Raw genomic sequence first — 13,326 nt, forward strand, 5'->3', positions numbered from 1 at the left:
TTGTCTGTCCTGCGCCGTTATTTATACGAGTGAGAGCGTGATGAAGATTATAGTCCCGGTCAAACGCGTGATCGATTACAACGTCAAGCCGCGGGTCAAGGCCGATCAAACGGGCGTTGAGACGCAAGGCGTCAAAATGTCGATCAATCCGTTTGACGAAATTGCGGTTGAAGAAGCCGTCCGGTTAAAGGAAAAAGGTCAGGCATCCGAGGTGGTGGTGGTATCCATCGGCCCGGCAGAGAGCCAGCCCATCTTGCGCAACGCCATGGCAATGGGTGCGGACCGGGCTGTTCTTGTCCAGACGCAGGACGCGGTTGAGCCGTTGGGCGTCGCCAAGCTTTTGAAAGCGATTATCCTCAAGGAAGCCGCCAACCTCGTCATTATGGGCAAGCAGGCCATTGATGATGATATGAATGCCACAGGCCAGATCCTGGCCGCGCAACTGGATTGGCCGCAGGCGACTTTTGCAAGCCAGGTCGCGCTGGCCGATGGCAAAATCGAGGTGTCTCGGGAGATTGATTCCGGCACGGAGCGGCTCCGTCTTTCCCTCCCCGCTGTCGTCACGGCGGATCTCCGCCTGAATGAACCGCGATATGCCACCATGCCGAATATCATGAAGGCCAAGAGGAAGCCGCTTGAAACCATTGAAGCCGCGTCTCTGGGCGTCGATTTCGCCCCGCGTCTCGATATCGTCAAAGTCGTCGAACCGACGGAGCGCCAGGCCGGCATCATCGTGTCCTCGGTTGAGGAACTGGTCGAAAAACTCCGTACCGAAGCAAAGGTCGTCTGAGTATGACAGCGCTTGTTATCATCGAAATCGAGGCCGGTAAGGTCAAACCCGCCAGTCGCTCCGCCATCACAGCGGCGCGTCAAATAGGTGACGTCCACGCCATTCTTTTCGGCGATGGCGATGTGACGCCCCTCCGCCAGCTTGAGGGTGTCGCGAAAATCCTGCACGTGCCCTCTATCGCTTTGATCGCAGAGGATACGGCGGCGTTCATCGCGAAGAGGGCTGGCGATTACACCCATATCATCGGCGCAGCGACGGCCCTATCGAAAAACCTCCTGCCACGCCTGGCGGGGTTATGTGACGTGCAGCCCATCACGGAAGTGATCGAAATATTGGATGCGTCAAATTTTGTGCGTCCGATTTATGCGGGCAATGCGCTTGCCACGGTCCGCTCTCGCGATAATCTGAAGATCCTGACGGTGCGCGCCGCAAATTTTGATCCTACGCCGGATCTTGATTCGGGCTCGGCCGACGTCGAAATACTGACGTCGGAGGCTGGTACTAGCAAAGCCGAACTTCTGGGTGTTGAACTGACGCAATCTGACCGTCCGGAGCTGGAATCAGCGCGCGTCGTGATCTCCGGCGGTCGAGGCCTCAAAGATGCGGAAAATTTCAAGCTGCTGGACGGCATCGCAACGCAGCTTAATGCAGCGATCGGCGCATCACGCGCTGCCGTTGATGCCGGGTTCGCCCCGAATGAGATGCAGGTCGGCCAGACGGGTAAAATCGTCGCGCCGGAGCTTTATATTGCTGTCGGTTTATCTGGCGCCATCCAGCATCTTGCGGGCATGAAAGATAGTCGCGTTATCGTCGCGATCAATATGGACCCTGAGGCGCCCATATTCAAAGTGGCGGATTACGGGCTTGTCGGCGATCTCTTCGAGGTGCTGCCGCAACTCGAAAAATCTCTCAACGCCTAGGCGTACTGCTTCGCAATCGGGAGAAGGGCTTTACATGAACATCGCGTATCTGCGTGAGATGATCATGAAAGCCCTGATCCTTCAGTACCGTCCGCCGACGCGGCAATACGCTTCTGAGCAGTTTGCGGCCCGCCGTCATTCCGGAAACAGATCCGCCACACATCGCAAACGAAACGCGGATTTCTGACCGCTATTGTCCGGCCTCCCGATGCTGTATCCTCCGGACACAACTGAAGCGGAGCGTAAGACCAATATGCTGATCTCATCCAGGATGGAGGAAAGCGGCGTGGCCTTCGGCACAAGCGGTGCACGTGGTCTCGTCAGTGCCATGACGGATCGGCTCTGCTTTGCCTATGTGACCGGCTATTTGCAGTGGATGCGCGAGGTCGGCGCCTTTTTGCCCGGGATGGAAGTCGCTTTGGCAGGGGATCTACGCCCCAGTGCACCCCGGATTTTACGTGCCTGCATGGCGGCCGTGCGAAAATCCGGGGGGCAAGTTCTGTTTTGCGGGTTCGTCCCGACACCCTGCCTCAGTCTCACCGCTTTCAGGAAAAAGATCCCGTCCCTCATGGTGACGGGCAGCCATATTCCGGCGGACCGGAACGGGATCAAATTCAATCGTGAAAGTCAGGAATTTTCGAAGGAAGATGAAGCAGGCATGCGCCGACAGCATGTCACCCTTCCGGCAGAACTGTTCAATAGTTCAGGCGATCTAATCACCGCGCCGGAGCTGCCTGCGCCCATCGACGCGGTCACGCCCTTCCTCGCAAGATATCGTGATTTCTTCGGTGAAAACGCCCTGCAGGATATGGTGATCGGAGTCTATCAGCATAGTTCAGTCGCGCGTGACCTGATGGTTGATCTCATCAATGCACTTGGCGGACGCGCCGTGCCTTTCGGGCGTGAAACGACGTTTCATCCCATCGACACGGAAGCGCTCGCGCCGGAAGATACTGCGTTGCTACAGGATTGGGCGGCGCGTCACAATGTCATGGCCATTATCTCCTCAGATGGCGACGCAGACCGACCGCTTCTGACAGACCAACACGGAAACATGATCCGCGGCGACATTATGGGACTGGTTACCGCACGTCTATTAAAGGCGGCGTTTGTCGCCACGCCGGTGACAAGTAATACAATGTTGGAGTTAAGTCAGGCCGTACCCCGCATTGCACGCACAAAAATTGGTTCACCTTACGTGCTCGCCGCCATGCCCGACCATGCGCAGATGCCGGAGAGAGCCATTATTGGTTATGAAGCGAATGGTGGGTTGATTTTGGGACAACGCCTCACCTCCGGCCAACATGTCTTGGAGGCGTTGCCGACGCGGGATTTTGCCTTGCCCCTTCTCGCTACGCTCATTTCAGCCCGAACTTACGGGAATGACTTAACCCGCCTGGTCAACGCCCTTCCCAAACGTGTGACCGCGTCAGCCTGCCTCAAAAACATGCCACTGGATCGTGGGCTGGCGCTGGTCGCGCATGTGACAGCCTGCGCGGGGACAGAGGCATACAAGGCGACATTGGGGATCAATGGCCATCTGGACCATATTGATGAGTTGGATGGCACAAGGATGTTTTTCACCTCAGGGGTAATCCTGCATATCCGCCCATCTGGAAACGCGCCGGAATTGCGAGTTTATGTTGAGGCGAGCACCCAGGCGGAAGCAGATCGCCTCCTTGAGGCGGCAGAGTCCTATATTCTGACGCGGTAGAACATTGCCCTAACGGCACGTGCAGCGCCGCGCTAAAATTCAGAATTTCGAGAAATGGTGGAGCCAATCGGGATCGAACCGACGACCTCCTGAATGCCATTCAGGCGCTCTACCAACTGAGCTATGGCCCCGCTTTTTAGCGGATATCTCACCGTGGAGCTTCGTATAACGGGCTGTTAGGAGGCTGGCAAGTCCTAACTTGCTGAAACACATCACGCCATCGCGCCCAGAAGTCGCAATGCGGCTAAAAGGGGAAGCAAGGGAAGGCCGCGTATCTCGTCATAAGCACCCTCGATTTTCTCAAAAAGCTGCACGCCCCGGCCTTCGATTTGATAACCCCCGACCGAACTGAGGACTGCCTCCCCAGCCTGATGTAGATAATCATCAAGGAAAGCCTCACTGAAATGGCGCATCTGGAGGCGGGGGCGCGCGAGATGCGTCCATATGGGAGCGCCATGCTGGTAGATGACGCAGGCCGTATGCAAAATATGCGTTCGCCCCCGCAGAAAAATCAGGATGTCACGCAATGCGGTCATGTCAGGCGCTTTATCGATCTGCCGGTCTTCACAGGTCAGGATCTGATCCGCGGCGATGACCAACGCGCCCTCCTCAGCATCCGGCCTCAAGCTGTAATAACGCGCCTTAGCGTGGGCGAGCGCGACCGCGATCTCACCGCTTTCAACGCCACGCGCCCGCGCCTCATCTCTTATGGTGGCTTCATCCACGTGAACAGGACATGCCCGCACATGGAGGCCTGCATGTTGCAGGAGATCCAACCTTGTCCGGGAACCGCTGGCAAGAATGAGCGGCGTGTCGCGCTGTAACCTCGTCATGAGAAAACCTCGTCGTACGGAGTCGGGACTCGATGATCACAATCTCGCACAAGCCGCCTCACCCTGTGAATCCGGATCGTGAGTACTGGGGTACATGGGGAAAAAACCGGCTCATGCGGATGCCATGGTGGAGTACCGTGGATAGGGCCTTTCCGGCGGGTTACCGGTGAATTGTACACAGCCCTTTTGTGGGTAAAACTGGATAGATTCACGCAGCCCTTGCTGACAGCCACGTCCAGAGTTGTACACAGTGTGGGAAACATGTGGTACATTTTTTGAAAGGCGGGTACCCCGTCTTCCACAGGGCTCTACAAAGACAATCACTTTCTTTTCTTTCTTCTTTTATGTTTATTGGCTCGTATGACGTGCAATTCCCCGCCAATTGAAGCGAACCCCCATTCTGTCTCGACCGAGAAACCGCTTTTACGCGCTTTGGGTGGGCATCCTGTCTGGCCGCCCCCCTTATGGTTGATGCGCCAGGCGGGTCGTTATCTGCCCGAATTCCGCGCCTATCGGGAAAAATCGCCGTTTCTGACGCGGTGCCTGACGCCGGATATCGCGACAGAACTGACATTACAACCCATCCAGCGTTTTGGCATGGATGGGGCCATCTTATTCTCTGACATTCTAATCCTCCCGCATGCCATGGGGCAGGCATTGGATTTCGTTGAAAATCTGGGGCCCGTCCTGACCCCGATCCGCGATGACGCGGCGCTTGACGCGCTGCAACCGGAGGCGGTCGCTTCTTTCATCACCCCCATTCTGGAGACATTGCGCCATTTGCGCCGCGCTTTGCCGCCCGCGACAAGTTTACTGGGATTTGCCGGAAGTCCCTTCACCGTCAGCTGCTACATGATTGAGGGCCGAAGCTCCCGCGATTACAGCATCACGCGGGAGGCGATGTTGAAAGCGCCCGCATTTTACGACAGGCTCATGGCGCTTCTGACTGACGCCACTTCTGAGATGTTGATCGCGCAGATTGATGCCGGGGCGGAGGCGGTCATGCTGTTCGATAGCTGGGCGGGGCTTTTACCGCCACGCCTCTTCCGGCGTTACGTCATCGCGCCGACGCGTCAGATCGTCACGGCGATTCGCGCGCAACATCCCCACGTCAAAATCATCGGTTTCCCCCGGCTCGCCGGCGTGATGGCGCCGATTTACGCGCAGGAGACCGGGATCGACGCCCTCGCTTGTGACACAGGGGCAAGCCTTGACATTGTGGCGGAGAGCCTGCCGCATTCAATGGCTTTACAGGGCAATCTTGACCCGCTGATCCTGAAAGCGGGGGGAGATGCATTGACCCAGGAGGCGCAGAATATCTGCCGGTCCATGTCGCATCGACCCCATATCTTCAATCTCGGCCATGGTGTCATGCCGGAAACCCCGCCAGAGCATGTCGCCATGCTGGTCGAGGCCATACGCACGCAGAAAAGACCTGAGATTTTATGACGGAAAATTCCATCCCTCCCACGCTCAAGCTCATCATATTCGATTGTGATGGTGTCCTGATTGATAGTGAAGATGCGTCTTCCCGCCTGATTGCGGAAGTCGCGACGTCATGCGGCGTAAAAATGACACCGAAGCAGGCTTTGGCGCGCTTTTCCGGCACGCAGTTCTCTGTCGTCAAAAAAGCGCTCGAGGCGGATCTGCAGAAATCCCTACCGGATGATCTCGTGGCGCAGATGCAGGCGCGTATGGTCGCGATGATGAAAGCCGAAGCGCGGCCCGTCAACGGCGTGGCGGCGCTCCTGAATGATGTGAAGGCGCTTGGCTACGCATTTCGCGTGGCCTCAAACTCATCCCGGGAGGAGATGGACGCCAAGTTTGCGCGTGCGGGTTTGAAGCATTTCTTCCCCGATGACCGTATCCACTCAGCCTTTGATGTCCCTCGCGCCAAACCGGCGCCGGATGTCTATCTGGCCGCGGCTGCAGCCGAACATCGATCCGTGCAGGAATGTCTCGTGGTGGAGGATAGTCTCCCGGGCGCGAAAGCGGCCGAGCAAGCGGGCATGGCCTGTTTTTTCCTTCGGGAAGATGGTCAGCGCCCGGTGGATGCGCCGCTCAATCTCACCGTCATCCGGTCGCTTTCTGAACTGGGACAGGCTTTGAAAAATGTGAAAGGAAAGACGTGATGGATATTTTCATCCCTTATCTGCTGTGGCTGAAAGCCTTTCACATGATTGCCGTTATCGCCTGGATGGCGGGGATGCTCTATCTGCCACGTCTCTATGTCTACCATACGCAGACATCGGTCGGCAGTGTGGAAAGTGCGCGATTTATTTTGATGGAGCGTCGTCTTTCCCTTGCCATCATTGCGCCGGCCATGACCTTGACGACCGTGCTCGGCATCATTCTCGCTCTGATACCCGGCGTGATTGACTGGCATGCGGGCTGGTGGTGGGCGAAACTCATTGCGGTGGTCGGTCTCTTCGGGTTTCATGGCTTCTGCGCACGATGGCGCCGCCAATTGCGGCATGAGCAGCGCCTTCATTCCGAAAAGTTCTTCCGCATGGTCAATGAGGTGCCGACGCTTCTCATGATCATCATCGTCATTGCGATCGTCGTACGGCCCTGGGGCTGAAGGTCAGAATCGCTCGTGCTTTCCCTCAGCAATAAGTGAAGGGATATTGCGCACCGGTGATCTCGACGGAGCATTGCCACAGGCGCTTCTGATCCACTTCCTTGCGGGCCGATGCGGGGATGTGGGCCGGGCCGACAGGTCCGCTCCTTTCCCCGAATTTCTGCGGGCCGAAATAGGCGCCGCCGACATCTCCGCCAAGCCAGACCGGTGCCAGAAGCGGCTGCACGCCATCGGCGACATCCTGCGCAAAATGGTTGAATATCGCAGCGCCAACTGGCTCAACCACGCGCTGATAAACGCGCTGTTTGAAGGTTGGAACCGTCTCCTGATGCGGGATGCTGGCAATCATATTCGTGCGTGTCCATCCAGGATGCGCAGCGCATGATTGCACGGGTATTTCATGCTGGCGCAGCAACTTGTCCAGTGTGAGGGCGAACATCAGATTGGCCAGTTTGCTCTGACGATAAAACGTCATGGAATCATAATGTCGCGCGGCTTTCAGATCCTCAAAATGGATTCGCCCTTTTAAAGCGGCGCGTGAGGCCACGGTGATGACCCGCCCCTTGCCACGGATCAACGCGGGAAGCAGGCACGATGTCAGCAGAAAATGCGCAAGATGGTTCGTGCCGAACTGTAATTCCTGCCCGTATGAGGTCAGGACGCGTTCCTGCGGTCCCATGACGCCGGCATTGTTGATGAGGATATCAAGCCCTTCAACATCGAGGCGCTGCGCAAAGGAGCTGATTTCATCAAGTGAGGACAAATCAAGCTGGCAATAGGTCACGTCAGCTTCAGGCATCTGCTTTTTGAGATCATCGACGCGGCTTTGCCCTCTCTCAGGGTTGCGTCCTGTCATCATGACGCGGACACCGCGCGCGGCCAGCTGACGCGAAGCCTCAAGCCCCAGGCCGTTGGTGCTGCCCGTTACGATGGCTGTTTTTCTGCTGCCAGTTTTCTGAGTTCTGCCCATTCTCCGTCCTTCGGTAAATAAGGGTCATGATGCGCTGCTTCCATCGCAGCTTGCATAAACCTCTTTTCATTTCGTTTGAGCAGGAAGAAGATAATGAGCGCCACGATAAGAAAGACACCGCCAATGGAGAGGGCGAGAGGCCCTGAGAGATTGAGAATGCCTTTACCGAGGAAATAAGTCGCCGCTGCATAGCCTCCCGCCCACGCAACTCCGCCCAACGCGTTATAAACCAGAAAGAGCCGCCAGTTCATATGATTGGCACCGGCGAGTAAGGCGGAGAATAATCTCAGTATAACGACAAATCGACCGAAGAAAACAACGATTCCACCATGGCGCTGAAACAAGTATCGTCCGAGTAACAGGCGTTTCGGCGTCAGCCCGATTTTACTTCCATGTTTGATGAGTAACGGAAAACCGACCGCACGTCCGATGAGATACCCGAAATTATCGCCCATGATCGCGCCGATAATTGCCGCCAGGGCAATCCAATGGATGCCAAGATGATGGGTGGATGCAGCATAAAGGGAGGAGGCAATAATCAGGCTTTCGGCCGGAAGGGGCAGGCCCATACTTTCCAGCATGACGACGCAACCGATTATGCCGTAACCATACTCCCGGATGAGATGTTCAAGAAAGTCTAACAGGTTCGTCACCCTCCGGCGGCTTGATCAAAGGAAACAAAAATCGGCATCATCACCCATCATGTCAAAGCCTTTCTGGAGCCGGACCGCATCCTGTCATGACAAAAAGACAAACACCCTCGCCCGCGACGGGACATTCTCCCTGGGTCACCGCAGATTTTGTCGCCGGGCGGACAACCCAGCTTGCCGAGATACGCACCTTAGCCGACACGGTCTATTGGCTTGAGACGCGCGCCGCAAAAGGGGGGAAGACAATTCTCGTCGCGCAGAAAAACGCGTCTCCGCCCCGTGACGTGACAACGCCCGACGTCAACGTCAGATCTTCCGTCAATGAATATGGTGGCGGGGCCTATGCGGTCGGTGCGGGGGGGTGTGTCATCTTCACCAATGCCGTGGATGGTCGCATTTATTGCTTATCAGGCGGTGTGCAGAAGGTGTTGGGCGGCTCGGATGATTGTCGCTACGCCGATTTCTCCCCTCTATCAGCGATACAGGCGGTATCCCGCCCCACGATGTCAGAGGGTGTTTTCTGCATCAGGGAGGATCATCGCGCCGCTGAGCAGACGGAGACGAGCATTGTCTGGGTTGCGGAAGGGATTGAGACGGTCCTGATCAGAGGGCAGGATTTCTACGCGTCACCGCGCCTGTCGCCGGATGGGCAATCTCTCGCTTTCATCAGTTGGGATCATCCCAATATGCCTTGGAACGAGACTCAACTGAAACTGGCACGACTGGATTGGGCGTCGGGACACCCTGTCATCCGGGACATTGCTATGCTGGTGGGAGAGGATGCAGCTTGCAGCATCATGGAGCCGGTCTGGCAGGACCAGTCGACGCTCTTCGCCCTGTCCGACGCGAAGGGCACCTGGCAACCGATAAAATTTGAGGAGAAAGAAAACTGGGCGGGCGCGTTTCTGCCGGACTCGGGTTTTGAAATCGGCGCGCCACCCTGGGTTTTTGGTCATCAATCCCTGATCTGCCTGCGTGATGGCGGGCTTCTGGCGCATGGCGTTAAAAATGGGATGCCGCACGTCGCTCATTTTGATGGAAACGCCTGGCAGGATACGCATTTCGGGCTCGCTGCCGCCGTGCCCCTGCCGATTGGCGACGCGTTTGCCTGGCTCCACACGCCCAGTGATGCCCCACCCGCGATCCGTATCGGGCGCAACCTCGCGCAAAGTCGGGTTCTGCAATCGGCTTTTACATTTCCTGATGGGATCGGCCCGGAACATTGCGCTCATCCGCGTGTCCTTGATTTTCCCACACGGGATGGAGCCACGGCACATGGTTTTTTCTATGCGCCTGTCGGTGGCGCTGCCCTCGCGGATACAACGGGGCGTCCGCCGCTTATCGTCACGGCGCATGGGGGGCCGACAGCGGCGGCCAATCCGGCTTTTTCTTTCAAGGTGCAATGGTGGACGACGCGGGGTTTCGCCCTGCTGGATGTGAATTATCGCGGGTCAACAGGGTGGGGGCGCGCTTATCGACAGGCTTTGGATGGTGAATGGGGTGCGCGTGACGTGCTCGATTGCATTGATGCCGCGCAATTTATCTGTGATCAGGGCCTGGCGGACTCGAAGCGTTGCGTCATCCGCGGGGGCAGTTCCGGCGGGCTGACCGTGCTGCGCTGTCTGGCGCTTTCAGATATATTCTGTGCTGGGACATCGCTTTATGGCGTTGCGGACCTTATGACGCTGGTTGCCGAGACACATAAGTTTGAGTCGCGTTATCTTGACCGCCTCATCGGGCCGCTCCCCGCGGCGCGTCATCTCTATACCGACCGCTCACCCGTTCATCATGCGGCGCAGATCAAAGTGCCCGTCCTGTTCCTGCATGGAGATGCAGACCAGGTTGTGCCCCTGACGCAGGCGGAGGAGATGTATCAGCGTCTGAAAAATCATGGCGTGACCACCGAGATTAAAATCTATCCGGGCGAAGGCCATGGTTTTCGCAATGCCGAAACTTTGCGGGATTCATTCCAGCGGGAATATGATTTCTATTTGAGTGTCTTCTGCGGCGTGGCCTGATCGAGGTGGTTGACGACCCAGAACGCGGTCAGGACGGCAACGCTGCCGAAGATGATCATCCCCACCGCCTGCCCGTAAAGAATGCCGAAAGGCCCCCAATGTGCGCCGATCCAGACAAGCGGGATGGTGCCAAGCGTGGCGCGCCCCCAATTAAACCCGGTTGAGAAAAGCGGGCGCGAAAGATTATTGAAAATCGTGTTGGAGACGAAGAGAAGCCCGAGGAAGAAATAGCTTGCGACCAGATAGTCGCAAAACAGATGCACGATATCGAGCGCGACACCTTTCGGCGCAAAAATTGTCACGATCTCGCATTGAAACACGTAAAGTGTGATCCAGGTGATGATGACGCAGATCAGTGTCATTTTCAGGGAGGCCACCAATGTTTCCCGCACACGATGGTAATATTGCGCGCCGTAATTCTGCGACACGATCGGCCCGACTGAGCCCGTTAAAGCAAAGACAAACGCGAAGGCGACCGGGATGATCCTGTCAATAGTGGTCTGGCCGGATATGGCTTCCGCACCGAAACGCGCCATTGCATGTGTGACAAAAACCCCCCCGAACGGCGTTGCGATATTCGTCGCGACAGCGGGCAGGGCGACGGCGCCGACTTCCTTCAATGAAGCGCTGAAAAATTCCATCCTCGGCCAGGTCAGGATGCGGTGGCGACGCAGGCTGAGATAAGCGGCGGTAACCACCGCGAAGCGGGAAATGATGGTGCTGATCGCGGCGCCGACAAGGGCGAGATTGAACCCGAAAATCAGGATAAGATCGAGCAGGGCGGAGACAACCGCTCCGATCAACGACACCTGCATGGAGCGACGCGCATCGCCCGTCGTGCGGAGCAGGGCGGATTGCGCCATTCCCAGACAGACGAGCGGAAGGCCGAATGACGTGAGTTGCAGATAGGTGGTGGCCTGGCGCAACACCTCCCCCCGTGCCCCGAGTGCGGAGAGGAGATCATACGCGAAGATCAACGTCACAACGCCGAGCGCCGCGCTGATACAGAACATGAAGGCGATGAAGCATGACGCGTAATAACGCGCGCGGACGAGGCGCCCCGCACCGAGGAGGCGGCCAATTGTCGCACCCAGCCCGATTGTCATGCCGATGGACAAGGCAATCTGGATATAGCTGATGCTGCCGGCAAAGCCGATGGCGGCGGTCAGATTCGGGTCATGAAGATGGGAAATATAATAGAAATTGAGGAGATCAACCGCGAAAACGGCCATCAGCCCGATCGCACCGGTGGAGGCCATCACAAAAACATGGCGCCGAATGTCCCCATGCGTGAAACGCGCCGGGTTGGTTTCCTGAGGGTCAATGACAGGTGCCTGCTCAGATGAAACATCGGCGGCGTCAGCCTGGCGACCAAAACGTTTTTTCGGGGAGAAAATCATGGAAGTTAAAACTGCCACATTACGTCATGGGACGAAAGATTGTTTATGGATGCGAGATTTTACGCAACAGCCTAAACACGGTTGTGCCGTTTATCACGTGATGCGGCGGCGCTTCCCGACAACGCCTCGTGTGCGGAAGATGACACCGCGCTCAATTCGACAGAGTGGATGACGCAGAGAAGGTTTGAGCACCATGACGCAGCAATCCCGGATGACCGACCGCGAGGCCCTCCAAGCTGATCGTCGCAAAAAAATGATGATCAGGCGGGCTGTGGCAGAGAGTCGACTCAATATCCGGGATGTCTGCACGCTGATTGTCACGGCCACAATTATGCTGACGATCCTTTACTTCGCGGCGACAATCGTGCTGCCTTTCGTCTTCGCGCTGATCATCAGCCTGTTGATGATCACGCCCATGCGCTTCCTGCACCGGACGTTGCGCCTGCCGAAGCCTCTGGCGGCGCTCACGCTGATACTCGTGATGTTTCTGGTGGTGGGGGGAATCGCGACGGCGGTTTCCGTCCCGGCGACATCCTGGCTTGAACATACCTCCCAGAATATTGCCCTGCTTCAGGAGAAACTGGTTTTCCTGAACGGGCCGATCGATTTTCTGCAGCGGGCTTATAACCGTATCATCTCATTTTTCATGACGTCCCAGCAATTTGCGCCATCGGGAAACGCGTCCGGCCATCATGAAGTCACCTCGCCTGCTTTTTTCGGGAGTTGGGGGGTCACCGTCCTTTATGGAACGCGCACCATTCTGGTCGAATTTTTCACCACGATCCTTCTTCTGTTTTTCTTCCTGTCGTCAGGGGATGTTCTGCTGCGACGCATTATCGAGGTGATGCCCCATCATGCAGGGCGCAAGCGTGTTCAGCAGATGATGGCCAAAATAGAGCGTAATGTCTCGATTTACCTCGCGACAATCACGGTCATGAACGGTCTCGTTGGATTGCTGAATTACATGCAATGCTGGCTGCTGGACATGCCCAATCCGCTCCTCTGGGGTGTGCTGGCTTTTCTGCTGAATTACATCCCGATTATCGGGCCGTTGACCGGTGTCGTCATCTATCTGTTCGTCGCGCTCTCAAGCTTCCACGCGGTCATCTGGGCTTTTGCGCCACCACTGATCTACCTCCTGATCCACCTCATTGAAGGGGAGACGATCACCCCACTTCTGCTGGCCAAACGCTTCACACTCAACCCGGTGCTCGTTATTTCCTCCCTCGTTTTCTGGGACTGGATGTGGGGCATTGGCGGGGCCTTCCTCTCCGTGCCCATGTTGGCCGTGCTGAAGATCGTCTGTGATCATATTGATCGCCTGACGCCGTTAGGCCACCTCATTGGCAGTTCCGACCCCGTCTCGATCAGGGGGCTGGAGGATGAGGCGCATCGAAAATAGCGATCTCTCCAGAAAACCGAGGCATTGAGCGACGATCGGAAAACTAAA

12 protein-coding genes and 1 tRNA gene are annotated in these 13,326 nt (G+C 56.8%); 8 read left to right on the forward strand and 5 right to left on the reverse strand.

The window, feature by feature from the left end:
• The first annotated feature begins 40 nt into the window (after positions 1-40).
• The 3 genes from N5W20_RS08115 to N5W20_RS08125 all read left to right on the forward strand — a co-directional run bounded on the left by N5W20_RS08115 (position 41) and on the right by N5W20_RS08125 (position 3,424).
• A complete protein-coding gene (locus N5W20_RS08115; RefSeq protein ID WP_319806639.1) occupies positions 41-790 on the forward strand; it encodes an electron transfer flavoprotein subunit beta/FixA family protein in 750 nt (249 codons plus the stop codon).
• A gap of 2 nt (positions 791-792) precedes the next feature.
• Positions 793-1,710: an FAD-binding protein gene (locus tag N5W20_RS08120; RefSeq protein WP_319806640.1), complete on the forward strand. Its 918-nt coding sequence runs from the start codon at positions 793-795 to the stop codon at positions 1,708-1,710.
• Between the two features lie 253 nt (positions 1,711-1,963).
• Positions 1,964-3,424, forward strand: coding sequence for a phosphohexomutase domain-containing protein (locus N5W20_RS08125; protein ID WP_319806641.1), 1,461 nt, complete (start codon positions 1,964-1,966; stop codon positions 3,422-3,424).
• Positions 3,425-3,479: 55 nt separating this feature from the next.
• Here N5W20_RS08125 and N5W20_RS08130 read toward each other — a convergent pair.
• Both N5W20_RS08130 and N5W20_RS08135 read right to left on the reverse strand, forming a co-directional pair.
• A tRNA-Ala gene (locus N5W20_RS08130) sits at positions 3,480-3,555 on the reverse strand.
• An 81-nt stretch (positions 3,556-3,636) separates the two neighbouring features.
• Positions 3,637-4,257: a Maf family protein gene (locus N5W20_RS08135; protein ID WP_319806642.1), complete on the reverse strand. Its 621-nt coding sequence runs from the start codon at positions 4,255-4,257 to the stop codon at positions 3,637-3,639.
• Positions 4,258-4,617: 360 nt separating this feature from the next.
• Between N5W20_RS08135 and hemE the strand changes: the two genes are divergently transcribed.
• The 3 genes from hemE to hemJ are packed head-to-tail and all read left to right on the forward strand — an operon-like array spanning position 4,618 to position 6,838.
• Positions 4,618-5,706 (forward strand): uroporphyrinogen decarboxylase, encoded by a 1,089-nt coding sequence (hemE, locus tag N5W20_RS08140; protein ID WP_319806643.1) that lies wholly within the window; start codon positions 4,618-4,620, stop codon positions 5,704-5,706.
• Complete coding sequence (locus N5W20_RS08145; RefSeq protein ID WP_319806644.1) at positions 5,703-6,389, forward strand: HAD family hydrolase; 687 nt, start codon at positions 5,703-5,705, stop codon at positions 6,387-6,389. The genes hemE and N5W20_RS08145 overlap by 4 nt, the downstream gene beginning before the upstream one ends.
• Positions 6,389-6,838 (forward strand): protoporphyrinogen oxidase HemJ, encoded by a 450-nt coding sequence (hemJ, locus tag N5W20_RS08150; protein ID WP_319806645.1) that lies wholly within the window; start codon positions 6,389-6,391, stop codon positions 6,836-6,838. Before N5W20_RS08145 ends, hemJ begins: the two co-directional genes overlap by 1 nt.
• 25 nt (positions 6,839-6,863) lie before the next feature.
• Here the strand turns inward: hemJ and N5W20_RS08155 are convergent, their stop codons facing one another.
• Complete coding sequence (locus N5W20_RS08155; RefSeq protein ID WP_319806646.1) at positions 6,864-7,808, reverse strand: SDR family NAD(P)-dependent oxidoreductase; 945 nt, start codon at positions 7,806-7,808, stop codon at positions 6,864-6,866.
• Positions 7,763-8,461 carry a DedA family protein gene (locus N5W20_RS08160; protein ID WP_319806647.1) on the reverse strand — a complete coding sequence of 233 codons (699 nt, stop codon included), beginning with the start codon at positions 8,459-8,461 and terminating at the stop codon, positions 7,763-7,765. The genes N5W20_RS08155 and N5W20_RS08160 overlap by 46 nt, the downstream gene beginning before the upstream one ends.
• Before the next feature lie 86 nt (positions 8,462-8,547).
• Between N5W20_RS08160 and N5W20_RS08165 the strand changes: the two genes are divergently transcribed.
• Positions 8,548-10,476 (forward strand): alpha/beta hydrolase family protein, encoded by a 1,929-nt coding sequence (locus tag N5W20_RS08165; protein WP_319806648.1) that lies wholly within the window; start codon positions 8,548-8,550, stop codon positions 10,474-10,476.
• Here the strand turns inward: N5W20_RS08165 and N5W20_RS08170 are convergent.
• Positions 10,446-11,894, reverse strand: a complete 1,449-nt coding sequence (locus N5W20_RS08170; protein ID WP_319806649.1) for an MATE family efflux transporter — start codon at positions 11,892-11,894, stop codon at positions 10,446-10,448. The genes N5W20_RS08165 and N5W20_RS08170 overlap by 31 nt on opposite strands.
• A 175-nt stretch (positions 11,895-12,069) precedes the next feature.
• On the opposite strand from N5W20_RS08170, the gene N5W20_RS08175 reads away from it, so the two are divergent.
• Complete coding sequence (locus N5W20_RS08175) at positions 12,070-13,278, forward strand: AI-2E family transporter (RefSeq protein ID WP_319806650.1); 1,209 nt, start codon at positions 12,070-12,072, stop codon at positions 13,276-13,278.
• The last annotated feature ends 48 nt before the right edge of the window (positions 13,279-13,326 follow it).

Origin of the sequence: Candidatus Kirkpatrickella diaphorinae (genome assembly GCF_025736875.1) — a bacterium.
GTDB classification, from domain to species: Bacteria; Pseudomonadota; Alphaproteobacteria; order Acetobacterales; family Acetobacteraceae; genus Sorlinia; species Sorlinia diaphorinae.

Excerpts from the sequence above, each read along its gene's own strand:
- N5W20_RS08115 (WP_319806639.1), top strand. The coding sequence starts at position 41 with ATGAAGATTATAGTCCCGGTCAAACGCGTGATCGATTACAACGTCAAG.
- N5W20_RS08120 (WP_319806640.1), top strand. The coding sequence starts at position 793 with ATGACAGCGCTTGTTATCATCGAAATCGAGGCCGGTAAGGTCAAACCC.
- N5W20_RS08125 (WP_319806641.1), top strand. The coding sequence starts at position 1,964 with ATGCTGATCTCATCCAGGATGGAGGAAAGCGGCGTGGCCTTCGGCACA.
- N5W20_RS08135 (WP_319806642.1), bottom strand. The coding sequence starts at position 4,257 with ATGACGAGGTTACAGCGCGACACGCCGCTCATTCTTGCCAGCGGTTCC.
- hemE (WP_319806643.1), top strand. The coding sequence starts at position 4,618 with ATGACGTGCAATTCCCCGCCAATTGAAGCGAACCCCCATTCTGTCTCG.
- N5W20_RS08145 (WP_319806644.1), top strand. The coding sequence starts at position 5,703 with ATGACGGAAAATTCCATCCCTCCCACGCTCAAGCTCATCATATTCGAT.
- hemJ (WP_319806645.1), top strand. The coding sequence starts at position 6,389 with ATGGATATTTTCATCCCTTATCTGCTGTGGCTGAAAGCCTTTCACATG.
- N5W20_RS08155 (WP_319806646.1), bottom strand. The coding sequence starts at position 7,808 with ATGGGCAGAACTCAGAAAACTGGCAGCAGAAAAACAGCCATCGTAACG.
- N5W20_RS08165 (WP_319806648.1), top strand. The coding sequence starts at position 8,548 with ATGACAAAAAGACAAACACCCTCGCCCGCGACGGGACATTCTCCCTGG.
- N5W20_RS08175 (WP_319806650.1), top strand. The coding sequence starts at position 12,070 with ATGACGCAGCAATCCCGGATGACCGACCGCGAGGCCCTCCAAGCTGAT.